Below are 26,551 nucleotides of genomic sequence, written 5' to 3'. Positions count from 1 at the left end.
CTGAGTCCTTCACTAATTGTCGCCTTCAGGGTCGGAACAAATGATTGCCATTAATCGAATGGGCGCTGTTTTGGAGAGGCGGGTTGAGTTCTTTCCTTCCGTGGCCTTTCGTCCAGCCAGCCAGTGCGCCTGCGGGCGCCGCATTTGTGGACGTTTTTGCCGCCTGGCCCTTTCACAGAAAGCACCAGCAGCTATTAATATCGTAGCAGTTCAAGGCGTTTCAGGTGACCGCCACACGTTTGGGACGGTTGTACAGCCGTTTCGCCAGCACGCCGCCCATGGCAAGGGTGAGCTCCAGCGCAATGGGGCTGTGCCGGTTGGCAAGCTCCTTGAAGCGCAAGGCCGTCAGGCACCAGACCTTGCTGGCGTTGGACGCCTGCACCGTGGCGTTGCGCGGCAAACGCGAGAAAAATGCGCCTTCGCCTATCACCGTTCCGGACGCCACCAGCGCCAGCCGAATTCGACCCTTGTCGTCCTCGTAATGAACACTCAGCGTTCCGCTTTCAATAAAGTACAGGGTCTGGTCGTTCGATCCCCGCTCGATCAGCACCTGACCCGGCTGCATGGCAAAGGGCTGCATATAACCGGCCAGGATCTCCCACTGCTGCTGCGTGAACTGGCAGCGCAGCGCGTCACTGGCATGGCTGTGTGTGATCGCGGCGGCCAAGCCTTGAATGTCGAAACGAAGGACGGCGGGTAGAGGTGCATTCATGGTGGACGGAAGATACGCTTCCAGACACGCCATCGGCAAGGGATGTTAACGCTCGCTTACAGCTGATACATCGAGGCGAGGACTGTAACGGCCCGGTCCTTGTTGATATTCAGGCTTTAAGCGGTCGGCCCCTAGGTGCCCACATCAGGCCAGTTACGCGCTTATTTACCGATGCAGAATTTCGAAAATATTTCGCCGAGCAGGTCGTCCGGCGTGAATGCGCCGGTAACACCACTCAGCGCGTTCTGCGCCTGCCGCAAGTCTTCCGCAAGCAGGTCCAGCGCTGGCGCCGGCGCCTTTAGCTGCCTGGCCGCCTGCGCAAGCTGTCCATCCACCTGCTGCAATGCCCGCACATGGCGCTCGCGTGCCATGAAAACGCCTTCGGGCGCCGCCTGCCAACCCACCAGCGCCAGCAGGTTCTGGCGCAGTTGCTGCAAACCGGCGCCGGTCTTGGCAGAGATCACCACGCCAGTGCGGACTTCGGTCACCACCGCCGCAGGCGCGGTATCGGACTTGTTCCACACATCAATGATCGGCGTGTTGACGGGCAGTTTATCGGCCAGGTCCGCCGCAATGGCGGCGTCCGCCGCTTTGTAGCGCTGCGCCATCTGCGGATCCTCGGGCGTTTGCTGGCGTGTCAGGTCATGCAGAAAAAGCACCGCATCGGCGCTTTCAATTTCTCGCCAGGCACGCGCAATGCCGATTTTTTCAACCTCGCCGACTTCCGGCAACAGGCTGTCGCGCAGGCCGGCGGTATCCACCACATGCAGCGGTACGCCGTCGATCTGGATCAACTGGGTCACCTTGTCACGGGTGGTGCCGGCGATCGGCGTCACAATCGCCAGCTCTGCGCCGGCCAGCGCATTGAGCAACGAGCTTTTGCCGGCATTGGGTTGCCCGGCGATCACAACCTTGATGCCTTCGCGCAGGATCGCGCCCTGCTGCGCACGATGCATCACGCCGGCCAGCGTCTCCCGCAGTCCGGTGAGCTGGCCCTGGGCATCGGACTGTTGCAGGAAATCAATGTCTTCTTCGGGAAAGTCCAGCGTGGCCTCGACCAGCATGCGCAGATGCACCAGCCGGTCGAGGAGGACATGCACCTCCTTCGAAAACTCTCCCGACAAAGAGCGCGCTGCCGAACGCGCAGCGGTTTCCGTGCTAGCGTCGATCAGGTCGGCAATGGCCTCGGCCTGCGCCAGATCGATCTTGTCGTTCAGAAAGGCCCGTTCGGTGAACTCCCCGGGCTGGGCCAGGCGCAGACCGGCAAGCGGCGCTCTGCCCGTGGCCACATCGATGGTTTCGGCAGCCTCCAGACAACGCGCAAGCAGCAATTGCAGCACCACCGGACCGCCGTGCGCTTGCAGCTCCAGCACGTCTTCGCCGGTGTAGGAATGCGGCGCCGGAAAAAATAGGGCCAGGCCCTGGTCGATGGGCTGGCCTTGGCCGTCCAGGATAGGCAGATAAGTTGCGTGGCGCGGCTGCAGCGGTTTACCGCAGATGGTCGCAACGACGGCTGCCAGGCCTTTGCCCGAAAGCCGCACGATGCCCACAGCGCCGCGACCTGGCGCTGTGGCAATGGCGGCTATGGGATCGTGGTGACGGGCCAGCATGGTAGGCGCAATGGTAAAGGGCCGCGAAGCGGCCCTTTTTTTCTGCTTACCTGAACTTCGGCAGGTTGAACTGCGGCGGCACACCCATGCGGGTGTTGATCACCCACTGCTGCGCGATCGACAGGATGTTATTGGTGATCCAGTACAGAACCAGGCCGGCCGGGAAGAAGAAGAACATCACACTGAAAATCAGCGGCATGAACCACATCAACTTGGCTTGCATCGGGTCCGGTGGCGTCGGGTTCAAAGCCGTCTGCAGCATGGTCGTCGCCGTCATCAACAGCGGCAGAATGTAGAAGGGATCAGGCGAAGACAAGTCCTTGATCCACAAAGTCCACGGCGCATTGCGCATCTCGACCGAGCTCAGCAACACCCAGTACAGGGCGATGAACACTGGAATCTGGATCATGATGGGGAAGCAGCCACCCATCGGGTTGACCTTTTCTTCCTTGTAAATCTTCATCATGGCCACTTGCATTTCCTGCGGCTTGTCCTTCAGGCGCTCGCGCATTTCCATGATCTTGGGGTTGACCGCCTTCATCTTGGCCATGCTTGCATAGGCCTTGGCGTTGAGCCAGTAGAACGCGATTTTCAGCAGCACCACCAGCGCCACAATCGACCATCCCCAGTTCTGCAGGATGCCATGCAACTTGTCGAGCAGCCAGTACAACGGTTTTGCCAGAATGGTCAACCAGCCATAGTCCTTGACCAGCTCCAGCCCCGGCGCAATCGACTCAAGCTGTTTTTCTTCTTGCGGGCCGACAAACAGCGTCGCAGTGCTTGACTTGGTGGTGCCGGGCGCGATGGCTTCCAGCGGCGTGATCATGCCCACCGCATACAGGTTGGTGTCCACCTTGCGCAGGAAAATGTCGCGCTGAAGGCCGTCAGGCAGGATCCAGGCCGACGCAAAATAATGCTGGACCATGGCCACATAACCATTGCTGGCGTGTTTCTCAACCTCGACCTTGTTCTTCTCAATGTCGCTGAATTCGACCTTCTGGTATTTCTTGGCCTCGGTATAAAGCGCAGGGCCGGTAAAGGTCGAATAAAACGCCGACTCGCCTGGCAGCTTGTTGCCGTCACGCACCAACTGCATGTAGAGCTGCGGCGACACCGGGGCTGTGCCGGTATTGACGATGTCGTGGCGCACCGCCATGTCATAGGCCCCGCGTTTGAGCGTGTAGGTTTTGATCAGCTTGACGCCGCCGACCTCGGCCGACTCGAACCTGACTTCCAGGCTGTCCTGGCTGTCCTTGAGCTGGCGCTCGTTTGGCAACGCCGTCATCAGTGTTTTGTGGGTGGGGAAGCTGCCGCCGCCGGCACCTGCGATCAGGCCGGACTGGGCCACATAAACACGCGCCGCGCTTTCATCGAGCAGCACGAAACCATCGGTCTTGCCATCCACATCTTTCAGGCGCGGAAAGGCCGAACCAATCAGCGTGCCGCCTTCGGTGTCAAAGGTCAGCGACAGCACATCCGTGCCCACGACCAGGCGCTGCTTGGTCGCCGACGGAGTGCTGGCGGGCACAGCGCCGGGCGCAGCAACCACTGCGCCAGAAAGCGCCATCGGTGCCGGCACGGCGCTGCTACCGGGTGCGCCCGTGGGAACGCTTGCCGTAGCAACGGGTTTGCTCGCTGGGGCAGGGCTGCTGACGACAGGCGCGGGTGACGGAAAAAAGGTCGCCTTGTTGCCATTAAAAATCTGCCATTGGTCCCACAACAGGACCATGGAAAAACCAAAAATCACCCACAAGATGGTGCGGCGTATGTCGTTCATGACGGCTTCTTTTTAGAGGAAATCGAAGTCACGGGCGTGACAAGACGGGTGAAAAGGGAAAATCGACCAGTGGACGGGGGCGGCGTCGACGAGGGCACCGGATCGTATCCACCGTTGCACCCGGGGTGGCAACGAACCAAGCGGTAAAGCGTGAGATAGCTGCCTTTGACGGCGCCGTGCTGCTGCAGCGCCTGCAAGGAATAGGCGGAACAGGTCGGCTCAAAGCGGCAAGATGAGCCCAACCAGGGGCTTAGCAACAAGCGGTAGCCCTTGACCAGGGTCACCAGACATTTTTGCGGCAAGCGGCTGAGCGCAGAAGCCGCGCGGCGCAGTGTGGCCAAGGCGCTCATGCCTTAGGTGCTCCGGCCTGCATCAAGGCCAGCACTTCGCTGCGAACGGCCTGCGTGAGCGCTTCGGAGCTGGCGCTGACAAATTCCTTGCGGGAAAAATCACGGCGCAGGCGCACCACCCAGGCAGCTTGGGGATAACGGGGCAAAAAATCAGCGCTCACGGTGTAGATCTGTCTTTTGATGGCGTTGCGCGTCACCGCGCGTTTGGCCCAACGTTTAGGAACCATCGCCCCGACCCAGGTGTCCTGCACCGGAAACAAGTCCGGAGTGTCGTGGGTTGTGGCGGGCATGGTCTGCGCGTTCATGGCATCAAGCGCATTGCAGTGCAATGCGAAATGCAGTGTTTTTGCAACGATGGCACCGGCAAGAACTGCCTGAAACTGGGGACGGGTTTGAAGTCGCTGCACTGGCGCCTGGCGTCCGCGCGAAAGCAACCGGAGCCGGAAACGGGCTTATACAGCCAGGCGCTTGCGGCCTTTGGCGCGACGGGCGGCAATCACTGCGCGTCCGCCACGTGTTTTCATGCGTGTCAGGAAGCCGTGCGTGCGTGCGCGCTTGACTTTGGAAGGTTGGTATGTGCGTTTCATGATGGGTCCTACAAGCTACAAAGCTCCCTGTGCAAAATCAGCAATGCATGGTCCAGCGGCTAAAAATAAGCACCAGCACAACTTGCAAACCTGCGACGAGTCAGGGAAACCCATGATTATCGCAGATTTCGAAAGTGTGGCAACAAGTTACGCCCTGTATTGGCGGTAAAGCCTCAGATGGGACACCCCGGTCGGGGGTGTCGTACTAGGTTAAAATCCGCACGAGTATTTTTGTGGATAACTAGGCCGCACAGCTACAATAACAGGTGCCAAAAATTAATACTATCCACAAGCACACGCCTGCCGGCAACTGTGACTGTCCAGATAAAACCCCGTATGCGTGAAGCATCTGTTCTCAGTTCCAGCCAGGACCTGTGGCAAAGCTGCGTCGACCACCTGGCGCAGGAATTGCCCGAGCAGCAGTTCAATACCTGGATTCGCCCGCTGGTTGCAGAGGTCGCCGCCGACCTGTCCAAAGTCACCATCCAGGTCGCCAACCGCTTCAAACTGGACTGGATCCGGGCCCAGTACGCAGGCCGTATTTCTGCCCTGCTGGAAAAAATCTCCGGCCACGGTATTCACCTTGAGTTAGCGCTCGCTCAGCGTGAAGCTCCCGTCCGGTCTTCCCCCTTGACGCGCAGCTTTGAGGGCAACGGCGTGGCTGAGCCGGCTGCGCTGGGTGTACCGGACGACGTGGCCGGCGCCCCTTTCAAGAACCGGCTGAACACCGCGCTGACGTTTGACACCCTGATTGAAGGCACGGCCAACCGCATGGGCCGGGCTGCCGCCATGCATGTTTCAAGCAGCTTGGGCCAGTTGTACAACCCGCTTTTTATCTACGGCGGCGTCGGTTTGGGTAAAACCCATTTGATGCACGCCATCGGCAACAAGCTGCTGGCCGACAACCCCGCCAGCAAAGTTCTCTACATCCACGCCGAGCAATTTGTCTCGGATGTGGTTAAAGCCTACCAGCGCAAAACTTTTGACGAGTTCAAGGAGCGCTACCACTCACTGGATTTGCTGCTGATCGACGATGTGCAGTTCCTGGCCAACAAGGACCGCACACAGGAAGAGTTCTTCAACGCCTTTGAGGCCTTGCTGACCAAAAAATCACACATTGTGATGACCAGCGACACCTATCCCAAAGGTCTGACGGACATCCATGAGCGTCTGGTGTCGCGTTTTGATTCCGGCCTGACCGTCGCAATCGAGCCGCCCGAGCTCGAAATGCGGGTGGCCATCTTGATCCGCAAGGCCGAGGCTGAAGGCACCGTCATGCCTGAAGAGGTGGCCTTTTTTGTGGCAAAGAACGTGCGATCCAACGTGCGTGAGCTGGAAGGCGCGCTGCGCAAGATCCTGGCTTACTCCCGCTTCAACCTCAAGGAAATATCGATCCAGCTAGCTCGGGAGGCCCTGCGCGACCTGCTGTCCATCCAGAACCGGCAGATCTCCGTGGAAAACATCCAGAAGACGGTGGCCGACTATTACAAGATCAAGGTCGCCGACATGTATTCAAAGAAGCGGCCGGCCAGCATTGCCCGGCCGCGGCAGATTGCCATGTACCTGGCCAAAGAACTTACCCAAAAGAGCCTTCCTGAGATTGGCGAGCTGTTTGGTGGCCGGGACCACACCACCGTCCTTCATGCCGTGCGCAAGATGTCTGCTGAGCGCCAGCAGATGACCGAGCTCAACCAGCAACTACATGTGCTGGAACAAACCCTGAAAGGCTGAAGTGAGTACTTTTTCAGCCTCTTTTCCCCGTTTGCCAGCCAGTCTGACAACTGTGGGGACAAGTTTTGAACAACCCATCACTTATCCACAGGACAAGCGGTTTTCTGAAAGTTGTTCATATTCGGCAGCAGGGTTGGGGGATGTCTGACCACAAGGTTAAACAAGCGCCAAGTAGTTGATCAAAAAGAAGAAAATAGGGCTGTCCACAGAAACGTGCTTCCCTTATCTACTACTACTAATTTGAATTAAAGAAATAAGAGGTTAAGACAGTGATTGTTCTCAAAGCCACTCAGGATAAAGTTTTATCGGTTCTGCAATCAGTTGCCGGCATTGTGGAGCGCAGGCACACGCTGCCTATCCTGGCCAACGTGCTGATCCGCAAAACAGGCTCGCAGTTGCAACTGACTACCAGCGACCTCGAAATTCAAATTCGCACCACCGCCGAGCTTGATGGCGACAGCGGCAACTTCACGACCACTGTGGGCGCACGTAAGCTCATCGACATCCTGCGTTCCATGCCCAGCGACCAGACGGTGTCGCTGGAGTCGGCGCAGAGCAAACTGATCCTCAAGGGTGGCAAAAGCCGCTTCACGTTGCAAACCCTGCCGGCCGAAGACTTTCCTCTGGTGCAGGAAGCCGCTAACTTTGGCCCCAGCTTCTCGGTGCCGCAAAAAGTGCTCAAAGAGCTGCTGAACCAGGTTTCGTTTGCGATGGCGGTGCACGACATTCGCTACTACCTCAACGGCATTTTGTTCGTCGCCGAAGGCAAGCAGCTCAGCCTGGTGGCTACCGACGGTCATCGTCTGGCGTTTTCGTCGGCCACGCTCGACGTTGAAGTGCCGCGCCAGGAAGTGATTCTGCCGCGCAAGACGGTGCTCGAGATGCAGCGCCTGCTCAGCGACAAGGAAGGCGCGATCGAGATGCAATTTGCCGGCAACCAAGCCAAGTTTTCGTTCGAAGGCATGGAATTCGTCACCAAGCTGGTTGAGGGCAAGTTTCCCGACTACAACCGCGTGATCCCGAAGAACCACAAGAACATCATCACCCTGGGCCGTGTGCCGCTGCTGGCCAGCCTGCAGCGCACCGCCATTTTGACCAGCGAAAAGTTCAAGGGTGTGCGCCTGAACATTGAGCCCGGCACCCTGCGCGTGGCGTCCAACAACGCCGAGCAGGAAGAAGCTGTGGACGAGCTCGACATTGACTACGGCGGCGACGCGATCGAGATCGGCTTCAACGTTACCTACCTGATCGACGCACTGGCCAACATGGATCAGGACATGGTGAAAATCGAGTTGGCCGATTCCAACAGCTCGGCCCTTCTGACCATTCCCGACGACGCTGCTTTCAAATACGTTGTGATGCCGATGCGGATTTAGTGAAAAAAAGTGTCATTGCGGGCTTTGACCCGCAATCCATGCAGCATAAACACAACAAGGTCGATGTGGCATGTATCCCGGATCAAGTCCGGGATGACAGCAGCAGGGACTGATAGCACCCTGTACCAGCCCTTGAAGACAGTCAGAGTAAAAACCGAACCCGCTAGCCAAAGCGGGTTCGGTCATTGAAGAGATTGAGAAAACGTAGTTATGACGCAAGAAAATCAAGCCAGCGAAGCCACTCCTGTTGAACCTAGCCCTGTAGGCGAAGGTGTTAATTCCGGTGAAGGCGGCGAGGGTAGTTCCAATTTCCAGCCCAAGATCGACTCCAATCAGGCCGGCGCGTCCGAAGGGTATGGCGAAGGATCGATCCAGATCCTCGAAGGCCTGGAGGCCGTGCGCAAGCGCCCTGGCATGTACATCGGCGACACGTCTGACGGCACCGGCCTTCACCACCTGGTGTTCGAGGTGGTGGACAACTCGATCGATGAATCGCTGGCCGGCCATTGCGACGACATCATGGTCACCATCCACCTGGACAACTCCATCAGTGTGGTGGACAACGGCCGGGGCATCCCGACCGGCATCAAGATGGACGACAAACATGAGCCCAAGCGTTCTGCGGCTGAGATTGCGCTGACCGAGCTGCATGCCGGCGGCAAATTTAACCAGAACAGCTACAAGGTATCGGGCGGTCTGCACGGCGTGGGTGTGAGCTGCGTGAACGCGCTGTCCAAAATGCTGCGCCTGACCATCCGCCGTGAAGGCAAGGTCCATGTGATGGAGTTTTCCAAAGGCTTTGTGCAGAACCGCATCGTCGAGCAGGTTGGCGGTATCGATGTGTCACCGATGCAGGTGCTGGGTGATACCGACAAGCGCGGCACCGAGGTGCACTTTCTGCCGGACACCGACATCTTCCAGCAGAACAACGACTTCCATTACGAAATTTTGAGCAAGCGCCTGCGCGAACTCAGCTTTTTGAACAACGGCGTGAAGATCCGCCTGAAGGACGAGCGCAGCGGCAAGGAAGACGACTTTGCCGGCGCCGGCGGTGTGACGGGTTTTGTCAACTTCATCAACAAGGGCAAGACGGTTCTGCACCCCAACGTCTTCCACGCCATGGGTGACCGCCAGAGCGACCAGAACACCAACATCGGTGTTGAAGTCGCCATGCAGTGGAACAGCGGCTACAACGAACAGGTGCTGTGTTTCACCAACAATATTCCGCAGCGTGACGGTGGGACGCACTTGACTGGCCTGCGCGCCGCGATGACACGGGTCATCAACAAATACATTGACGACAGTGAAATCGCCAAGAAAGCCAAGGTTGAAGTGACCGGTGATGACATGCGCGAAGGTCTGACCTGTGTGTTGAGCGTCAAGGTGCCCGAGCCTAAGTTTTCCAGCCAGACCAAAGACAAGCTGGTCAGCAGCGAGGTGCGTGGCCCGGTGGAAGACATTGTCAGCAAGTTGCTGCACGACTACCTGCAAGAGCGACCCAACGATGCCAAGATCATCGTCGGCAAAATTATTGAAGCTGCGCGTGCGCGTGAAGCCGCTCGCAAGGCGCGCGACATGACGCGCCGCAAAGGTGTGCTGGACGGCATGGGCCTGCCCGGCAAGCTGGCCGACTGCCAGGAAAAAGACCCGGCGCTGTGCGAGATCTACATCGTCGAGGGAGATTCGGCCGGCGGCTCTGCCAAGCAGGGCCGCGACCGCAAATTTCAGGCGATCCTTCCCTTGCGCGGCAAAATCCTGAATGTTGAAAAAGCGCGTTATGAGAAGTTGCTGACCAGCAATGAAATTCTGACGCTGATCACCGCCCTGGGCACCGGCATCGGCAAGGCTGGCGGAACCACCGGCAATGACGACTTCAATGTCGCCAAGCTGCGTTATCACCGCATCATCATCATGACCGACGCCGACGTGGACGGCGCGCACATCCGCACCCTGCTGCTGACCTTTTTCTACCGCCAGATGCCCGAGCTGGTCGAGCGCGGCCACATCTACATTGCGCAGCCGCCGCTGTACAAGGTCAAGTCGGGCAAGGAAGAGCAGTACCTGAAAGACAGCGCCGCGCTCGACAGCTTCCTGTTGAAGATCGCACTGAAAGACGCATCGGTACAAACCGGCTCTGACCCATCGACCGGCAAGGGCACCTTGCTGACCGGCGAGACCCTGGCCGAGCTGGCGCGCAAGCACCAGCTGGCAGAGTCCGTCATCAACCGCCTGCGCGGTTACATGGACGCCGAGGCGCTGAAGGCGATTGCCGACGGCGTGGCCCTGAACCTGGACACCGTGGAAGACGCAGAGCGTTCAGCCGCCGCGCTGCAGGCGCAGCTGCCGACGGCCGAAGTGGCCGGCGAATTTGATGTGCGCAACGACAAGCCGATTTTGCGCATCAGCCGCCGCCACCATGGCAACGTCAAAAGCAGCGTGCTCACGCAAGACTTTGTGCATGGCGCCGACTACGCGGCCCTGGCCGAAGCGGCCGTTACCTTCAAGGGCCTGATGAGCGAAGGCTCACGCGTGATGCGCGGCGAAGGTGAGCGCCAGAAGGAAGACAAGGTAGAAACCTTCCGCCAGGCCATGGCCTGGCTGATCGTCCAGGCTGAAGGCGCTACCGCACGCCAGCGTTACAAAGGCTTGGGCGAGATGAACCCGGCCCAGCTGTGGGAAACCACCATGGACCCGACCGCGCGCCGCCTGCTGCGCGTACAGATCGACGACGCGATCGAAGCCGATCACGTGTTCACAATGCTGATGGGTGATGAGGTCGAGCCGCGGCGCGAGTTTATTGAGACGAATGCGCTACGGGCTGCAAATATTGACGTGTAAGGGCGTTGGTTTCGCAATTGCATCCGCGTGACTTGTATTGCAGTTATCGACTTTGAAACCACCGGCCTGTCGCCCGCGATGGGCGACCGCGCTACCGAGGTGGCCATCGTGCTGGTCGAAAACGGCAAGGTACTGGATCGTTTCCAGAGCCTGATGAATGCGGGTGTGCACATTCCCGCCTTCATCACCAGCTTCACCGGCATCAGCAACGCCATGGTGTCTGCCGCGCCGGACGCCGATACCGTCATGCGGGAGGCCGGACGCTTCGTCGGCAGCGCGCCCATGGTGGCGCACAACGCATCCTTCGACCGCAGGTTCTGGCTGGCTGAACTGGCGAATGCGGGAGTCCCCGCAACACACGCTTCGGCCCAGGCGTTTGCCTGCACCATGCTGGTGTCCAGAAGGCTGTACCCCCAGGCACCTAGCCACAAGCTGGGCGTGCTGGTGGACTACCACCATTTGCCCACAGGTGGCCGCGCTCACCGGGCGATGGCCGATGCCGAGATGGCAGCTGCATTGCTGGGCCAGATCCAGCACGACCTGCGCACCCGGCATGGGGTTCTTCGTCCGGACCATGGCTTGCTGATGGCCCTGCAGCGCTGCGCAAGACCGGCGGTGCAGGCGCTGATGGCGCAACACGCTGCGCCTGTGCCGGTTTGATCGTTAGGTGCAGTGCTGTTATGCTATTGATTCGATAGCTGATTGCGCCCGGTGGATAAGGGGTACCGTCCGAAACCTCTTGTACTGACTTGTGAATGGGGGTCGTGCCGCAAAGCTGGCGCGTATCCCGTTCACGGACTGTCTTCCGGGCGAATGCCCGCACTGCGTGGCGCACAAAGCCGTAGCAAGGCCGGCTCGTCGGGGTTTACCCGGCGACCCACCATTCCATATTGGTATGGCAGAGGACGTAATCAGTATTGGACCCAAGGCACGTCCGTTCCTAAAATTCGGGTACATGCAGCAGCAGCACTCATTCCCAGCCATGACAACAGATAACAAACAGGCATCGCTTGGTCTCGCAGGAATGCGCGTGTTCCTTGCCTGTATCGGCGTGGGCCCCCGCAGCGACGCCCTGGCGCCATGACTGAAGCTTCTACACTCCAGCCCCGCGGTTTTGTGATTGACCGGAAGGACGGTCAAGCGCAATTGCCGGGCAGCCTGCATACCAACCGCCGCCTGTCGCAGTGGCTGGCCTTTGACGAGCCCGGCGTGGTGCAGGTGTTCACCGGCAAGGTCGAACTTGGCCAGGGCATCCTGACCGCGCTGCAACTGCTGGTCGCCGAAGAGCTGGACGTGCCGCTGACGGCGGTGCGGGTTTGTAGCGCCAGCACTGCGCGCGGCCCCGACGAGGGCGTGACCTCCGGCAGCCTGTCGGTGCAGGACAGCGGCGGCGCCTTGCGCCAGGCCTGTGCCGAGGTGCGGGCGATGGCCCTGCAGTGCGCAGCGGCACTGGCCGGGCAGCCGGGCAACACCATCACTGTTCATGAGGGGCGCTTCCGGTCTGCACAGGGACAGGACCTCGGCGATTACGCGGCTTTGCTGCAAGGCGTCGAACTCGACATCGAGTGCGCGGGCGCAGCCAAACCCAAGGCGATTTCCGAGCGGCGCCTGCTGGGGCAGGCCAGCCCGCCACGCGTGGACCTGGCCGACAAGGTGTTCGGTCGGCCCCGTTTCATCCATGACCTGCGGCTGCCCGGCATGCTGCACGGGCGCGTGTTGCGCCCCGCCACGCTCGACGCCACGCTGGTTCGCTGGCCTGCCGAGGACGTGGCCGCCATGCCGGCCAGTGTGCGCTGCTGGGTCGATGGACGGTTTGTTGCGGTCGTTGCGGGCGAGGAGCGTGACGCCGAGGCGGCGGCCACCAGGCTTGCCAGCCGGATCGGGTGGCAGGCCGGCACGCCGCTGCCCGAATTACACGATCTCGACGGTTTCCTGAGCTCGGCTCCGCACCAGACCACGGTGACGGCGGAACGTGGTGAACAGGAGTGGCCCGCCGACGGCCTGCATCACCGCGCTGTCTATCTCAAGCCCTATCTGGCGCATGCCTCCATCGGACCTTCCTGCGCGCTGGCGCGGTGGGACGGCTGCCGGATGGAAGTCTGGACGCACAGCCAGGCCATTCACAACCTGCGCGACGATATCGTGAAGGCGCTGGCCCGCGAAACCACGCCGGTGGCGAAAGCAGATATCGTGATTCACCATGTCGAGGGCGCCGGTTGCTACGGCCACAACGGCGCCGATGATGTCGCCTTCGATGCCGTGCTGATGGCCCTGCGCTGCCCGGGCGAGCCGGTGCGGGTGTTGTGGTCGCGTGCGGACGAGTTGACACACAGTCCTTTTGGTGCGGCGCATCGCACGGTGCTGCAGGCGCGGCTCGATGCGTCGGGACGGCTCAGCCACTGGCAGCACGAGTTGTGGGCCAATGGCTACAGCTCACGCCCCGGCCGCGCTCCTGCCCCGGCCTTGCTGGCCGCCAGCGAACGCGCCGACGCGACGGACCTGCCGCTGCCGATCAACCCGCCGATGGGCGCCGGTGGTGGTGCCGACCGCAATGCGGTGCCGGCCTATGCCGTGCCCAACCTGAAGGTGATCACGCATCGCCTGACCGTGATGCCGTTGCGCACCTCGGCCATGCGCGCGCTGGGCGCCTTCGCCAATGTGTTTGCCATCGAATCCTTTGTGGACGAACTGGCGGAGAAGCTGGGTGAGGATGCCCTGACTTTCCGCAAGCGCCACCTCGACGATCCGCGCGCGCTGGCTGTGCTGGATACGGTGGTGCAGCAGTCCTGGTGGTGGGCCGACCGCGCCGGTGAGCCGGACGGCATTGGTTACGGTCTGGCCTGGGCGCGCTACAAGAACACCGGCGCCTGGTGTGCCGTCATTGCACGCGTGCGGGTGGATGAGCAAGTGCGTGTGCTGAACCTCGATCTGGCGGTGGATGTCGGCATGGTGGTGGATCTTGACGGCGTGATCAACCAGATCGAAGGCGGGGCAATCCAGAGCACCAGCTGGACCATCAAAGAGCGCGTGACCTTCGATCGTCACACCATCACCAGCGATGAATGGCTGACCTACCCGGTGCTGCGCTTCAGCGAGGTGCCGGAAGTCCGTGTGCATGTGATCGACCGCCCCGATGAGCCGCCTGTGGGCGCTGGCGAGGCGGCTCAGGGCCCGGTGGCGGCAGCGCTGGCCAATGCCGTGTTTGACGCCTTGGGGGTGCGCGTGCGTGAGCTGCCGTTGAGTGCAGACACACTGCTGCGTGCCGTGCACGCCGCGGAGGGCGCATGAGCACCGTTGCCAACAACAATAGCAACAACAGGGAAAGCGCGCTGATGTTCCACGTCAACCAGCAGCCCGTGCATTTTGAGGGCGATGACAAGGCCACGTTGCTGTCGGTGCTGCGGGGCGAGCTCGGACTGAGCGGCCCCAAATTCGGCTGCGGCCAGGGCGAGTGTGGCGCCTGCATGGTGCTGGTGGACGGCCGGCCGCAGACCGCGTGCAACCTGCCGGTGTGGTCGGTACAGGGTCGTCAGGTGACCACGCTGGAAGGCCTGGGCACGCCTGACGCCCCGCATCCCATCCAGACCGCGTTCATCGAATGCCGAGCGGCTCAGTGCGGTTACTGTGTGTCCGGAATTGTCACCTCGGCCGCCGCATTGCTGGCGGACAACCCGTCGCCCACCCGCGAAGTCATTGTGCTGGCGCTGGAGAAACACCTGTGCCGCTGCGGCGCACACACGCGCATGTTGCGCGCCATCGAGCAGGCCGCCGGGTGCGCGGCAAAACCCTCAACGAACTCTCACTCCTGAAGACCCTCATGCTCAAGAACTGGCTTTCTCCATCGACACACACCCACAGCGCTGGCGGGTTCTGGTTTTGCAGTTGTGCCGGCCTGCCGATCGTGCCCGGCGGCGGCGGCGGCACGTCGCCGCGCCGTGCGCCGGTGTTTATTGGCGGCAAACGCGCGCCCGCGATAGATGTGCACGCCCACTGCTATTTCCAGGCCGCACTGGATCTGATGGGCGATGAGGCCAAGGCCGTGTTGCCGCCGGTCAAGGGCGTGCCGGAGCACTTTTTGCAGGTGGAGCAGCAACTGACCACGCGCTTTGAAGCGATGGACCGCATGGGCATCGACCTGCAGGTGCTCAGCATCAATCCCTTCTGGTACAAGAAGGACCGCGAGACCACCGAGGCGATCTGCCGCATCCACAACAACAGCCTGGCCGAGCTGAGTGCGCGTCATCCGAAGCGCCTGGCCGGATTTGCCTCGCTGCCGATGCAGTTTCCCGAACTCGCCGTGGCGATGCTGGAGGAAGCGGTCAAGACACAGGGACTCAAGGGCGCGGCCATTGGCGGCAGCGTTGCCGGCATCGACTTCGCGAGTCCGCAATTCCACCCGGTGCTGGCGAAGGCACAGGAGCTCGGCGTGATGCTGTTCATCCATCCGCAAAGCACGCCAGAGCTGGCGACACGGCTCAAGGGCAATGGCTGGTTGTCCAATGTCATCGGCAATCCGCTGGACACGACGATTGCGCTGCAGAAGCTGATTTTCGAGGGCGTGTTTGACAAGTTCCCCGAGCTCAAGGTGCTGGGTGCGCACGGCGGCGGCTTTCTCGGCTCGTACGCGCCCCGCATGGACCGCAGCTGCTTCGTCTCGCCGCAGAACTGCAACCCCGAGATCGTGCTCAAGAAGAAACCGACCGAGTACATCCGCCAGATTTATTTTGACTCGCTGGTTTTTACCGGCGAGGCGTTGCGCCATCTGGCGGCCGAGGTTGGCGCCGGACAGATCATGATTGGCACCGACCACCCTATCCCGTGGGAAGACGACCCCGTGGGTCATGTCATGAACGCACCAGAACTCAGCGACGAGGACCGCCTCGCCATTCTGGGCGAAAACGCAATCCGCGTGCTGGGCCTGACCGTGTGACGGCGCCGGGCCCCACCCTGCTTATAAACAACTGAAGGAGACAACTTGAAACGCAACCCATCCACCCCGTACACGCGGCGCCTCGCGATCACGCTGGCCGTTTTGGCCGGCTTCACGCTGGCTTTGCCGGCCCAGGCGCAGGGCACCTACCCCAACAAACCGATCCGCATGATTGTTCCGCTGGCAGCGGGTAGCGCCGTGGATGTGGCTGCACGGCTGCTGGCCCAGAAGATGGCTGAGAACATGGGCCAGCCCATTGTGGTCGAGAACCTGGTGGGCGCCTCCGGCATCATCGGCGCCGACAAGCTCGCCAAGTCCGCGCCCGATGGCTACACCATAGGCGGCTTCAATGACAGCGTGCTCACCATGGTGCCCAACCTCAACAAGGCCACGCCGTTCAACCCGGTGACCGACTTCGCGCACATCTCCAAGGTCGCGACCATCGAATTCAGCATCGCGGTGGCCAGCAACTCGCCTTACAAAACCGCTGCCGAACTGGTGGCTGCCGCCAAGGCTTCACCTGGCAAGATTACCTACGCCTCCGGCGGCAATGGCAGCCCGCAGCACCTGGGTGGTGCGCTGTTTGCCGCGCACACTGGCATAGACCTCAAACATGTGCCTTACCGCGGCGCCAGCCAGGCGGCGCTGGACGTTGCCGGCAACCAGGTCGACGTGACCATGCAAGGCATCGCCACCGTGGCTTCGCTGGCCAAGGCCGGCAAGCTGCGCCTGATCGGTGTGATGGCGGACAACCGCCACTCTGAATACCCCGACACGCCAACCCTCAAGGAGCAGGGCATCCAGGGCTTTGACTACAGCACCTGGTTTGCGCTCACCTCGCCCAAGGGCACACCCAAAGACATCGTGGACCGTCTGCAGCGCGAAGTCGTCAAGGCCCTGAACGACCCGGCGCTCAAGGAGCGTTATGCCGGCCTGGGTTTGCTGCGCAACGGCACCACACCGGCAGAGCTGACCACCCTGGTGCGGGACCAGCTGGCACGTTATGGCAAGGCCATCCGCGACAACAACATCACGGAGTAAGCTGACCCGCAAGGGTTGACCGGCCGGGCGCTCGACGAGCGCCCCGGTAACGCTTCATGAGCAGGCAAAAAAAACAGCCCCGGGGAGTCATCTCCCCGGGGCTGCCTTTTTGTATGCTCGCCGTTTTACTTCGCGTGTTCCGCCGACACCGCACGTGTTTCGCCGGTATCGACCAGCGTGCGCGTGGCGTTGACCGAGGCGTAGATCCAGAGGATCTTCATCGGCTCGGTGTCCGACATGTTGCGAAAGCGGTGCGGCAGGTTGGGCGGGATGAAGGTGGTGTCCAGTGGTTTGAGCTCGTGCACTTCACCGGCAATGTCGAGGAAGGCGTGTCCGCTGAGCAGCACCACGCTTTCTTCGCAGTTGTGGCTGTGGAAGGGAATGGCTGTGCCCGGTGCGAACTCGGTGATGCCATTGATGAAAGTGCTGGCGCCCAGGGAGGGCAGAACCAGCGGCGTGGTGCGCGCGCCGCCTCCACGGTCATGGCTCTGGATCTGGTCGGGGCGCAACACGGCGTGTTTGATGGCGTTGGTGGTCATGGGATGTTCCTTCAAAAGTGGGTGCGAATGTTGTTGTGTGGTCAGGCGCGTGCGGGGCCGGTCCACACCGTTTTGATGTTGGTGAACTCATGCAGTCCCAGTATGCCCAGTTCGCGGCCATAACCCGATTCCTTGGTCCCGCCGAAAGGCAGGCGCGGGTCGGATGCCACGATGCCGTTGATGAATACGGCGCCGGCCTGGATCTCGCGCGAGAGCTTGCGGGCCAGGTCGGCGTTGCCGGTCCACAGCGCGGCACCGAGGCCAAAGGGCGTGCCGTTGGCCACCTCCACCGCCTGAGTGGCATTGGCCACACGCAAAATTGCCGCTGCCGGTCCGAAGGTTTCTTCGCGGGCTGCCGTCATGCCGGGGGTCACATGGTCCAGCACTGTCGGCTGGTAAAAGGCGCCGGGGCTGTCAATCGCCTTGCCGCCGATCAGCAGGCGCGCGCCTTCCTTCACCGAAGCCACCACCTGCGCATGCAGTTCGTCGCGAAGGCTGCGTTTTGCCATGGAACCCTGCGTGCTCGCTGCGTCCATCGGGTTGCCGACCACCAGCTTGCGCGTCAACTCGCAGAAAACGTCGACAAAACGGTCGGCAATGGCGTCTTCCACGATGAAGCGTTTGGCGGCGATGCAGCTCTGCCCGGTGTTCTGAAAACGCGCCTTCACAGCGGCGGTGGCCGCGGCGTCCACGTCTGCATCTGCCAGCACGATGAAGGGATCGGAGCCACCCAATTCCAGCACCTGTTTTTTCAGGGCTTGGCCGGCGGTCGCCGCGATGCTGCGTCCGGCGGGTGTCGAGCCCGTGAAGGTGACGGCGGCGATGCGCCTGTCCTGGATCAGCGAGGCGACCCGGCCTGAACCCACCAGCAAGGTGGTGAACAGCCCGCTTGGGAAGCCCGCCTGACGGAACACGTCTTGCATGGCCAGGGCGCACTGCGGCACATTGCTGGCATGTTTGAGCACCAGGCCGTTGCCGCCAGCGAACACCGGCGCGGCCGCGCGCATGACCTGCCAGAACGGGTAGTTCCACGGCATGACGGCCAGCACCAGCCCGATCGGGTCATACACGATGCGGCTGTCGCTGGCGCCGCTGGGCACCACGGTGTCTGCCAGAAAGCCGGGCGCCGCCTGGGCGTAGACCTCGAAGTTCCATGCGGACTTTTCGATTTCGCCCAGGGACTCGGCCAGCGGCTTGCCCATTTCCAGCGTGATCAGCAGGGCCAGCTCGTCTTTGCGCTCGCGCAGCACCCGGGCCGCGTGGCCAAACAGGGCCAGGCGCTCGGCCAGCGGCGTGCGCGCCCACTGCACCTGCGCTTGCGCGGCCCTTGCCAGGCATTTTTCTACCTGGTCGTTGCCGTATTCCTCGTACTCGGCAAGGATGGCCTCAGTCGCGGGATTGAAAGAGGTGATCATGCGGTGGCCATTTCGTTCAGGGGGGTTATGCCGAGTTCGGCCGCCAGGGTGTTGAGTTCAGTCATCACTCCGTCAGAAACGGGGATGCCAGCGGTGTTGTAACGCTGGCGTTTTTCGTGGCTTTGTTCGCCCGGCAGCCAGATGCGGTCCACGCCCGGCAGGCGTTCGCTGCCGCGGAGGTCGCGCACCAGCTTGTCCACCGACTGCTTGAAATCCTGCGGGTCGCCGAAGGCCGACAAGTCGATCACCAGAATCGCCTGGCCGGTGTTGGTCACGGTTTTGTGGTCGGCGTTGAAGTCGATCACATCGCGGCCCATCGCCGCACCGCCCAGGGTGCCGGCCAGCAGGCCGACGATCAGCGCCAGGCCGTAGCCCTTGTGCTCGCCGATGGGCAGCAGAAACCCTTCGTTGGCGCGTTTTGGGTCCAGCAGCGGCTTGCCCTCGCGGTCAATCATCCAGCCTTCAGGCATTTGCTCGCCGCGCTTGGCCTTGGCCTTGACCTTGCCATAAGCGGCCACGGTGGTGGCCATGTCCAGCACCACAGGGGGCTCCTGGTCGGTCGGAATGCCGGCAGAAATTGGGTTGGTGGACAGCAGCATGTCCATGCCGCCCCAGGGCGGCAGGTGGTTGGCATTGCCGACCGCAAAGTACAGCCCCAACATGTCGTGCTCCAGCGGCCGGCGCGCGTAGAGCGAGGCCGGGCCGGCGTGGTTGCTGAAACGCGTGCTGACCCAGGCCACGCCGGCGGTGCGGGCCTTCTCGATGGCCAGGTCGACGGCGCGCGAGACCACCAGGTGCCCCATGCCGTTGTCGCCATCGATAACGGCCATGGCCGCGCGCTCTTGCACCACGCGGATCTGTGGGTTGATGTTGATGCCGCCGGACTGGATGCGCTTGACGTACTGCGGCAGGCGAATCACCCCGTGGCCGTCCGAGCCCTGCAAGTCGGCCTCGGTCATGAGGCGGGCCACTTGGGCGGCGTCAGCGTCGGGCAGGCCCTGGCTGAGAAAAGCGGTCTGGATGAAACGCTGAAGCGCCTCACGGGACACGTGGCTGGAGGTCATGTGAATGCTCGGTTGACTGGAATCACACGGAGCGTAGGTCGGACAAGCTGCCTTGTCTAATGCTGAATATGCGCTTTGCCATATCATTTTGATATTGATCAGGACATTTGGCGCCCCCATGAACCTCCGAAAATTCCGCTATTTCATTGCCATTGCCGACGCCGGCAGCCTGACGGCTGCGGCGGCTGCGATACCGATTGCGCAGCCGGCGCTGACACGCCAGATGCGCGAGCTGGAAGAAGAGATGGGGGTGCAACTGCTGCAACGCATGCCCCGTGGGGTGCGCCTGACGCCAGCAGGCGTAACTTTTTATGAGTCGGCGCAACGCATTCTGGCCGAGGCCACGCGCCTGCAGCAGCGGCTGGCGCGCAGCCAGCAAAGCGACAAGGCCACGGTGGTGCTGGGCGCCTCGCCGACGCTGGCGCGCCTGCTGCTGCCCGGCCTGTTCGAGAGCTGCGCCGACACGCTGGAAGAAGTCGAGCTGCGCACCCGGGAGGCTTTCACGCCGGCCCTGCTGGACTGGCTGGAGCGCGGCCTGATCGACATCGCCATCGTTACCAACCCGGAGCCCGGGCGGTCACTGTCGCTGCAGCCGCTGATGGGCGAGCCCTTTGCCTTGGTCTCGCACGCGCAGATGCGCATCGGGCCGGTGGTGTCGATCAGCCAGCTCGCCCGCATCCCGCTGCTGATGACCAGCCTTCACCGCAGCATCGTCGAGCGCCAGCTCGCCAGCATCGGCAAGACCCTGAACGTGCAATCAGAGATCGACTCCATCGACTCGATCCGCGAACTGGTGGCCCGCGGGCGCTGGGCCACCATCATGCCGGTGTCAGTCTTCAAGGACGTGCCGCCCGGCGTACCGATCCGCATGTCAGAAATCTCCGGCGTGCAACTGAACCGCCTGCTGGTGATGGCCACCCGGCTCGACCCCAAACCCAGCCACGCGCTGTCGCTGGTTCAGGAACTGGTGGTGGCCGAATTCTCGCGCCAGGAGCGGCTGGGGGTGTTTAGTTTTGCTGCGGGGGATGGCGGCGGAGAGGTCGGCTGAATCTGTTTTTTTGTGGGAACTCCAATCACCGGAGCAAAACGCAACAGACCATAAGATAGCTAGGTCTTAACTTTGTCTGGAACACGCATGGATTGGTCGCGAGAGGAAGTCGAAGCCATCGTTGCTGATTATTTAGAGATGCTGACGTTGGAGTTGGCAGGCCAGAGTTACAGCAAGACCTTGCATCGTCGTCGATTGCAGGAGAAGTTGAACAATCGCTCCGATGCTTCCATCGAGTTCAAACACGGCAATATCAGTGCGGCCATGATGGATCTCGGCTTTCCGTGTATTCGAGGATACAAACGGCGATCCAACTACCAAGTTCTTTTGGCGACGGTTGCGGCCGAGCAGGTGCGCGGCAAAACGGTACTAGACACTGTTGCGCTTGCCGCCGTCGAGCAACCGGCACTGGTGCCGGCGCTCACGGACTTCGCCAAAGTGAAGTCAGACGCGCCTAAGAAAGAAAATCGTGCAACAGAGGCTGTTAATCCGTTGCTTTTTAAGGCTGTAAAACGCGACTATCTTGAACGCGAAGCGCAAAACCGGTCATTGGGTTTGGCGGGGGAAGAGTTCATTGTTCAGTTCGAACATTGGCGTCTCACGCAGCTCGGTTTGGGGCGCCTCGCCGACAAAGTCAATCATGTGTCCCAATCTAAGGGCGATGGGTTGGGTTATGACGTCTTATCGTTTGATGCCGATGGCAAAGAACGCTTCATTGAAGTTAAGACCACTTCCTTTGGTCGCGATACACCGTTTTTTGTGTCCCGCGGCGAGTTGGCGCTATCGCACGGCGCGAAGGACCAATTTCATCTCTATAGACTTTTCGAATTCAGAAAGGCGCCGCGTCTTTTTGACCTTAGTGGTTCTCTTGATCAACATTGTGTCTTGGATCCGATGACCTACCGGGCTAGCTTTGGCTGATTCGATGTCGAGTGGTAACGATCTGCGTGGTTTTAACGACAGGGAATGCGAACTTGTCTGTCGCGAGCTTTCTTGCGTTCGTCGCGTATCCAATCCTGCGTTTGTCCGCTTTGTGGTTGCCGAGCGAGCGCATCTAAGTATTTGATGCGTTCGTCCAGCGCCTTGCATTCAGTCTTCATGGCCTCGTAGTCAACGCTCGAAGGAGCCTGCGCGACGGACGAGGGCTGTAGAGTTGGCGGCTCTGTCTGGGCACTCACGGGCACGCGAACGGCCGACATGAGGTTGAAGTTGTCTTTGGTGACAAGCTGAGTTGCGCTTGCCCCGGCACCGCAGTCACTGTCTCCATAACTGGTTTTGCCATTCACAACGCATTTGGTAACGGTACGTGCGTTGCCTGTCGCATTGGGCGTGGCGGATGGTGTTGGTACTCGCGCTAAGGATGGCGACGTCGCTGGAGGGACCTGTAAGGTGTTTGCCGGATCCTTGTTGGCCTTGTCGGGGGCCTGTTGATTCAGCTTCCAGTCGGCCGCCAGATAGATGAAGAAGAGAATGACCAGGGAAATCAGTACCTTGCCAAGTGTTCCCGAGCGCTCGGGCGGTGGGCTGAACGGGCGCTGGCGATCGTTATCTTGCAGGTGCTCACGGTCCATCAGTCCCATCATTGCTCCCTTGCTTTTGCCTTTATGGTTCAACCATACCGCAAGCTGCAGTCCAAGCAGCGTTTGCGAGTGGTTGAAGAGCGAAGAAAAATTAAACGGCCATCAGCACCTCAACTCAATACCGCGGTCCGCCGCCATTGTTCCACCGGTGGCAGAAAAGCGCTGACGGGTCTGACCATCAACCCTGCCCGATGAAGTCGCACCTAAAGTCGCAAAAACTCCCGCATAAATTGCAAAAAATCGTTACATGACATAGACTTAGGCATGCCCACCAAGTCGCAAAAATTTGCGCTGTATGACCATCCGTCGCAGATGGAACCCCTGCTGCCGGGTGAGCATCACCTTCAGCCGCTGCTGGAGCAGGCACACGATCTGCAGCGTGCGGCCCAAAGTCTGGCGGGTGTGGGCGCCCCGGTTGAGTTGCGACAACTGCTGCGGGCGATGAACTCCTACTACAGCAACAAGATTGAGGGGCAGCACACGCTGCCGTTTGAGATTGAGAACGCGCTGCGCAGCGACTACTCTCAGGATCAGGACAAGGCCCGGCGTCAGCGGCTGGCGCTGGCGCACATGGAGACCGAGCGCGCGATAGAAGTTGGCTGGAAGGGCTGGGCCAGCGGGCAGGTGTGGTCGGCGCAAATGGTGCGCGATATTCACCAGGACCTGTTTGCGCGCTTGCCCGATGTTGACCGGGTCTTGCCCGAGGGCGTTGTGCTGCAGCCGGGTGCCTTGCGGGACCGCGCAGTCAGCGTGGGTGTGCATGCCGCGCCGGCGCACGCTGCGATTGGCGCCATGCTGGACCGCTGGGGTGCTTTTTATGGCGGGGTCCGGCGCGGTGAGTTGCAAATTCTGGCTGTTGCTGCCTCGCACCACCGGCTGGCGTGGATTCACCCTTTTCGTGACGGCAATGGCCGCGTGGCGCGCCTGCACACGCATCTGGCGCTGGGCTCGCTGGGGCTGACCGATGGCTTGTGGTCGCCGTTGCGCGGTTTTGCCCGCAGCCACGAGGCCTACTATGCGCACCTGGCCGCCGCTGACGAGCCGCGGGCCGGTGACCTGGACGGGCGCGGCAACCTGTCGGAGCGCGCGCTGATCGCTTGGATGGACTATGTGCTGGCTCTGTGCATTGACCAGGTAAGTTTTATGGCCGGCCTGCTCGACATGGCCGGAATGAAGGACCGCATCGCGGCCTGTCTGGCCTTTGAGGAGGGTGTGGTCAAGCGCGGTGTGCGCGGCGAGTCCTTGCGGGCGCTGCACTACCTGCTGCTAACGCAATCAGAGTTGGAGCGCAGCGAGTTCAAGGCGCTGTTGGGCCTGGGTGAGCGGCTGGCGACGGCGCAGGTGACGGCGCTGCTCAAGCGCGGCCTGCTGGTGACCGACTCTCCGCACGGCAAGTTGCGTTTTGGTGTGCCGCAGCACGCGCTGCGGTTTTATTTTCCGAGGCTGTGGCCCGAGGCAGAGGTTGATGCCGGATCAGATTCAGTGCGCTGATCGGAGGTTGGCAGGAAAGCGGCCCGCAGCCCTTATGGTGTGTGCGTGAACAGCTACTGAAGTGATAGCGCTCCGGGAGGGCTCCAGTGGCTTGCGCCGGGTTCAGGGCTTGAGGCCAGCCCGGCGGCGTCTCAATACCGCGTTCCGCCTTGAACCCGCTCCACCTCGTTGATCGCATAGTTCGTGAACTCGTCAATTTCGGTGGACTTGTCGAACACGGCGTCGGCGCCGGCGGCCAGGCAGCGCTGGCGCATCTGGGGGGTGGCGTAACCGGTGAGGACGACGATTTTCTGGCGCAGCTCGCGGTTGCTGCAGCTTTTGACAACGTTCAGGCCGCTGCCCTGCAGCAGGAACAGGTCCACCACGGAGAGGTCCCAGGCCGTCGGGTTGTCGGCCAGCCATTTGCTGGCCTCTTCTTCGGTGCTGGCCCAGCCCACCATGCGAGCGCCGACCAGCTCTTCAAGCGATTCGGAAAGGGCGTTGCGGATGACGGGGCTGTCTTCGACCAGAAAAATTCTCAAGCGCATCGGGGTCAGATTTGAAACAGTGGAATAGCCAGAGTCTATACAGGGCGGACAGCAAAACCTCGGTATGCGTGCGCCGCGTGTGCCCAAGAGGACACAAGGCGGCGCGCCATCGCCGGGCCGCAAGCCAGGGCGGCGCACCCGGCTCGCAGATAGAATTGGCTGCTAACCCATACCCGGTGTGTGCATCTAGCTATCCATTTAATAGCAATCATCGCCCGCCTGTTGCGCAGTAGGTCACGCTCATAATTGCGATTATTTACAAAAGGAAAACGTCATGCTTGTTCTGCTGCTGGGGCTGCTGGTTTTTCTGGGTGTGCATTCGATCCGCATTGTGACCGACGGCTGGCGCACGGCGACCCTCGCGCGCATCGGCGAGCGTGCCTGGAAAGGCGTGTTTGCGCTGCTGTCCGTGGTGGGCTTTGTGCTGATCGTCTGGGGCTTCAGCCTGGCGCGGCAGCAGCCGGTGCAACTGTGGATGCCGCCGCGTGGCATGCGGCATCTGGCGGCTTTGCTGACCTTGATTGCCTTTGTGCTGCTGGCGGCCACCTATGTGCCGCGCAACGCGATCAAGGCGCGGCTGCACCACCCCATGGTGCTGTCGGTCAAGGTCTGGGCGCTGGCGCACCTGCTGGCCAACGGCAACCTGGCGCACGTCGTTCTGTTTGGCACCTTCCTGGTGTGGGCGGCGCTGAGCTTCCGGGCGGCACGGGCGCGTGACCGGGTGGCTGGTACCGTGTATCCGGCGGGGACGGCTGCGGGCACGGGCATCACGCTGGTGGTGGGCGTGGCGGGCTGGGCACTGTTTGCCTTCTGGGCGCATGGTGCGCTGATCGGTATCCGGCCGATAGGCTGAACCTTTACAAGCCAAATCGGGCTCCAGCCCATGCTGGATGTGCGCAACCAGCTATCAAACTGATAGCAAATGGTGCTTACCCGATATGGCTGCGCTTACGGAGCGACGGCGGTCTTGATCCAGGCGATGATTTCGTCGCTGGCGACACGCGGTGTGTCGAGGTGACCGCCCGAGACTTCCAGAAACTTGTTCTTCGGGTTGGCGGGCAGCTTGTCGACGTAATAGGCCTTGATCGTCCTGAACAACGGGTCTTTCTCGCCGATCACCGTCATAACCGGGACCTTGGCCGGGATGCGCGCTGCGGTCACTGACATTTCGGCATCCGACGTCGGGTCGAAGTAGGACAGAAAGTCCTTGGCTGTGGTGACCACGGTTTGCTGGCGGCCCTGGTTGACGTCGCTGAAGCGTTCACGCGAATCCCCCTTGCCGGCCGCCACCAGCGCGCGTGCCTCGTTGATGCTGTCGTGCACCGGCTTGCCCCAGGGCTGGGTGTAGTAGCCCACGGGTGCGTGGCCGGGCGCAAGCCCCACCAGCGCATCCACATCGCCGCCGCGCGCGGCATGCGCCATGCTGGTGGGCACACCCATGCTGTGGCCGATGATCACGATTTTTGTCGCGCCCTGGTCGCGCAAGCCCTTGATGTGGCCAGCGATCTCGGCGATGGCCTTGTCCAGGCCGCCGTCAAGATAGCGGCCGCGCGACCAGGGCATGTCGGGCACGGTGGCAAGCCAGCCCTGGCGCTCCAAGGTGTCTTTCAGGGGGCTGAAGTTCGGGTCCCTGTTGTTGCCCGGATTTTTGCCGTGCAGCATCAGCACGCCGATGCGCTCCTGCGCGGCGGCCGGCGTGGCTGTGAACGCTGCAGCCAGCGCGATAGCGGCGAGGGCACCGCTGGAGAACAGGCGACGGAGCATGGGTTCCTTTGTTGGCGTGCCTGCAATGGCCTGGCAACGCCGGTTGATCGTGGGGAGACTGCAGTTTAGGCAAGGCGCGGGCCTTGTGGCATGGGGAAAGTCCGGTGATCCCACGAACATGGGGCGGAGCAGTGGTGCGCAGGGTTTGGGACGTGCCTCTGCCTGTTAGCC

Annotated in this window: 24 protein-coding genes; 12 read left to right on the top strand and 12 right to left on the bottom strand. The window is 61.4% G+C overall.

Annotated features, from left to right (window positions below; translation table 11 throughout):
• Positions 1-220: 220 nt before the first annotated feature.
• The 6 genes from IEX16_RS03815 to rpmH all read right to left on the bottom strand — a co-directional run bounded on the left by IEX16_RS03815 (position 221) and on the right by rpmH (position 5,036).
• Positions 221-712, bottom strand: coding sequence for a Crp/Fnr family transcriptional regulator (locus IEX16_RS03815; protein WP_188706764.1), 492 nt, complete (start codon positions 710-712; stop codon positions 221-223).
• 161 nt (positions 713-873) lie between these two features.
• Entirely contained in the window at positions 874-2,322 is a 1,449-nt protein-coding gene (gene mnmE, locus IEX16_RS03810) for a tRNA uridine-5-carboxymethylaminomethyl(34) synthesis GTPase MnmE (protein WP_188706762.1), read from the bottom strand.
• A gap of 46 nt (positions 2,323-2,368) precedes the next feature.
• A complete protein-coding gene (gene yidC / locus IEX16_RS03805) occupies positions 2,369-4,099 on the bottom strand; it encodes a membrane protein insertase YidC (protein WP_188706760.1) in 1,731 nt (576 codons plus the stop codon).
• Complete coding sequence (gene yidD / locus IEX16_RS03800) at positions 4,096-4,449, bottom strand: membrane protein insertion efficiency factor YidD (protein ID WP_188706758.1); 354 nt, start codon at positions 4,447-4,449, stop codon at positions 4,096-4,098. The genes yidC and yidD overlap by 4 nt, the downstream gene beginning before the upstream one ends.
• Entirely contained in the window at positions 4,446-4,856 is a 411-nt protein-coding gene (locus IEX16_RS03795) for a ribonuclease P protein component (RefSeq protein WP_188706757.1), read from the bottom strand. The genes yidD and IEX16_RS03795 overlap by 4 nt, the downstream gene beginning before the upstream one ends.
• A 45-nt stretch (positions 4,857-4,901) precedes the next feature.
• Positions 4,902-5,036 (bottom strand): 50S ribosomal protein L34, encoded by a 135-nt coding sequence (rpmH, locus tag IEX16_RS03790; protein ID WP_007862708.1) that lies wholly within the window; start codon positions 5,034-5,036, stop codon positions 4,902-4,904.
• Between the two features lie 336 nt (positions 5,037-5,372).
• On the opposite strand from rpmH, the gene dnaA reads away from it, so the two are divergent.
• From dnaA to IEX16_RS03750, 8 genes are all read left to right on the top strand, one after another.
• Complete coding sequence (dnaA, locus tag IEX16_RS03785) at positions 5,373-6,767, top strand: chromosomal replication initiator protein DnaA (protein WP_188706755.1); 1,395 nt, start codon at positions 5,373-5,375, stop codon at positions 6,765-6,767.
• A gap of 269 nt (positions 6,768-7,036) precedes the next feature.
• On the top strand, positions 7,037-8,143 hold the full coding sequence (gene dnaN / locus IEX16_RS03780) for a DNA polymerase III subunit beta (protein ID WP_188706753.1): 1,107 nt from the start codon (positions 7,037-7,039) through the stop codon (positions 8,141-8,143).
• Between the two features lie 210 nt (positions 8,144-8,353).
• Positions 8,354-10,981 carry a DNA topoisomerase (ATP-hydrolyzing) subunit B gene (gyrB, locus tag IEX16_RS03775; RefSeq protein ID WP_188706751.1) on the top strand — a complete coding sequence of 876 codons (2,628 nt, stop codon included), beginning with the start codon at positions 8,354-8,356 and terminating at the stop codon, positions 10,979-10,981.
• A gap of 27 nt (positions 10,982-11,008) precedes the next feature.
• Positions 11,009-11,641 (top strand): 3'-5' exonuclease, encoded by a 633-nt coding sequence (locus IEX16_RS03770; protein WP_188706749.1) that lies wholly within the window; start codon positions 11,009-11,011, stop codon positions 11,639-11,641.
• Between the two features lie 420 nt (positions 11,642-12,061).
• Positions 12,062-14,269: a xanthine dehydrogenase family protein molybdopterin-binding subunit gene (locus tag IEX16_RS03765; RefSeq protein WP_188706746.1), complete on the top strand. Its 2,208-nt coding sequence runs from the start codon at positions 12,062-12,064 to the stop codon at positions 14,267-14,269.
• A complete protein-coding gene (locus IEX16_RS03760; RefSeq protein WP_229676153.1) occupies positions 14,266-14,790 on the top strand; it encodes a (2Fe-2S)-binding protein in 525 nt (174 codons plus the stop codon). Before IEX16_RS03765 ends, IEX16_RS03760 begins: the two co-directional genes overlap by 4 nt.
• A gap of 8 nt (positions 14,791-14,798) precedes the next feature.
• The gene (locus IEX16_RS03755) at positions 14,799-15,911 is read left to right on the top strand and encodes an amidohydrolase family protein (RefSeq protein WP_188706744.1); all 1,113 of its coding nucleotides are present in this window, start codon (positions 14,799-14,801) and stop codon (positions 15,909-15,911) included.
• A 45-nt stretch (positions 15,912-15,956) separates the two neighbouring features.
• Positions 15,957-16,952: a Bug family tripartite tricarboxylate transporter substrate binding protein gene (locus tag IEX16_RS03750; RefSeq protein ID WP_229676152.1), complete on the top strand. Its 996-nt coding sequence runs from the start codon at positions 15,957-15,959 to the stop codon at positions 16,950-16,952.
• Positions 16,953-17,077: 125 nt separating this feature from the next.
• Here IEX16_RS03750 and IEX16_RS03745 read toward each other — a convergent pair whose 3' ends face one another.
• Genes IEX16_RS03745 through IEX16_RS03735 form a run of 3 tightly spaced genes read right to left on the bottom strand, consistent with a single transcriptional unit; the run spans position 17,078 to position 19,970 of the window.
• Positions 17,078-17,491, bottom strand: a complete 414-nt coding sequence (locus IEX16_RS03745) for a cupin domain-containing protein (RefSeq protein WP_188706742.1) — start codon at positions 17,489-17,491, stop codon at positions 17,078-17,080.
• A 41-nt stretch (positions 17,492-17,532) separates the two neighbouring features.
• Positions 17,533-18,906, bottom strand: a complete 1,374-nt coding sequence (locus IEX16_RS03740) for an NAD-dependent succinate-semialdehyde dehydrogenase (RefSeq protein ID WP_188706741.1) — start codon at positions 18,904-18,906, stop codon at positions 17,533-17,535.
• Entirely contained in the window at positions 18,903-19,970 is a 1,068-nt protein-coding gene (locus tag IEX16_RS03735) for an Ldh family oxidoreductase (protein ID WP_188706739.1), read from the bottom strand. Before IEX16_RS03735 ends, IEX16_RS03740 begins: the two co-directional genes overlap by 4 nt.
• A 118-nt stretch (positions 19,971-20,088) precedes the next feature.
• Between IEX16_RS03735 and IEX16_RS03730 the strand changes: the two genes are divergently transcribed.
• Positions 20,089-21,018, top strand: a complete 930-nt coding sequence (locus tag IEX16_RS03730; RefSeq protein WP_188706737.1) for a LysR family transcriptional regulator — start codon at positions 20,089-20,091, stop codon at positions 21,016-21,018.
• 87 nt (positions 21,019-21,105) lie between these two features.
• Positions 21,106-21,939, top strand: a complete 834-nt coding sequence (locus tag IEX16_RS03725; RefSeq protein ID WP_188706735.1) for a protein NO VEIN domain-containing protein — start codon at positions 21,106-21,108, stop codon at positions 21,937-21,939.
• A gap of 32 nt (positions 21,940-21,971) precedes the next feature.
• On the opposite strand, the gene IEX16_RS03720 is transcribed toward IEX16_RS03725, so the two are convergent.
• Positions 21,972-22,598 (bottom strand): hypothetical protein, encoded by a 627-nt coding sequence (locus IEX16_RS03720; protein ID WP_188706733.1) that lies wholly within the window; start codon positions 22,596-22,598, stop codon positions 21,972-21,974.
• Between the two features lie 264 nt (positions 22,599-22,862).
• On the opposite strand from IEX16_RS03720, the gene IEX16_RS03715 reads away from it, so the two are divergent.
• Positions 22,863-24,089 carry a Fic family protein gene (locus IEX16_RS03715; protein ID WP_188706731.1) on the top strand — a complete coding sequence of 409 codons (1,227 nt, stop codon included), beginning with the start codon at positions 22,863-22,865 and terminating at the stop codon, positions 24,087-24,089.
• Positions 24,090-24,220: 131 nt separating this feature from the next.
• Here the strand turns inward: IEX16_RS03715 and IEX16_RS03710 are convergent, their stop codons facing one another.
• Positions 24,221-24,616, bottom strand: coding sequence for a response regulator (locus IEX16_RS03710; RefSeq protein ID WP_188706729.1), 396 nt, complete (start codon positions 24,614-24,616; stop codon positions 24,221-24,223).
• A gap of 274 nt (positions 24,617-24,890) precedes the next feature.
• Between IEX16_RS03710 and IEX16_RS03705 the strand changes: the two genes are divergently transcribed.
• Positions 24,891-25,469 carry an NnrU family protein gene (locus tag IEX16_RS03705; protein ID WP_188706727.1) on the top strand — a complete coding sequence of 193 codons (579 nt, stop codon included), beginning with the start codon at positions 24,891-24,893 and terminating at the stop codon, positions 25,467-25,469.
• 95 nt (positions 25,470-25,564) lie between these two features.
• Here the strand turns inward: IEX16_RS03705 and IEX16_RS03700 are convergent, their stop codons facing one another.
• Positions 25,565-26,380: an alpha/beta fold hydrolase gene (locus IEX16_RS03700; RefSeq protein WP_188706725.1), complete on the bottom strand. Its 816-nt coding sequence runs from the start codon at positions 26,378-26,380 to the stop codon at positions 25,565-25,567.
• Between the last annotated feature and the right edge of the window lie 171 nt (positions 26,381-26,551).

Origin of the sequence: Polaromonas eurypsychrophila, from assembly GCF_014641715.1 — a bacterium.
Taxonomy (GTDB): Bacteria; Pseudomonadota; Gammaproteobacteria; order Burkholderiales; family Burkholderiaceae_C; genus Polaromonas; species Polaromonas eurypsychrophila.
The sequence above is the reverse complement of the archived record's forward strand: the minus strand, read 5'-3'. Positions and strand labels throughout refer to the sequence as shown.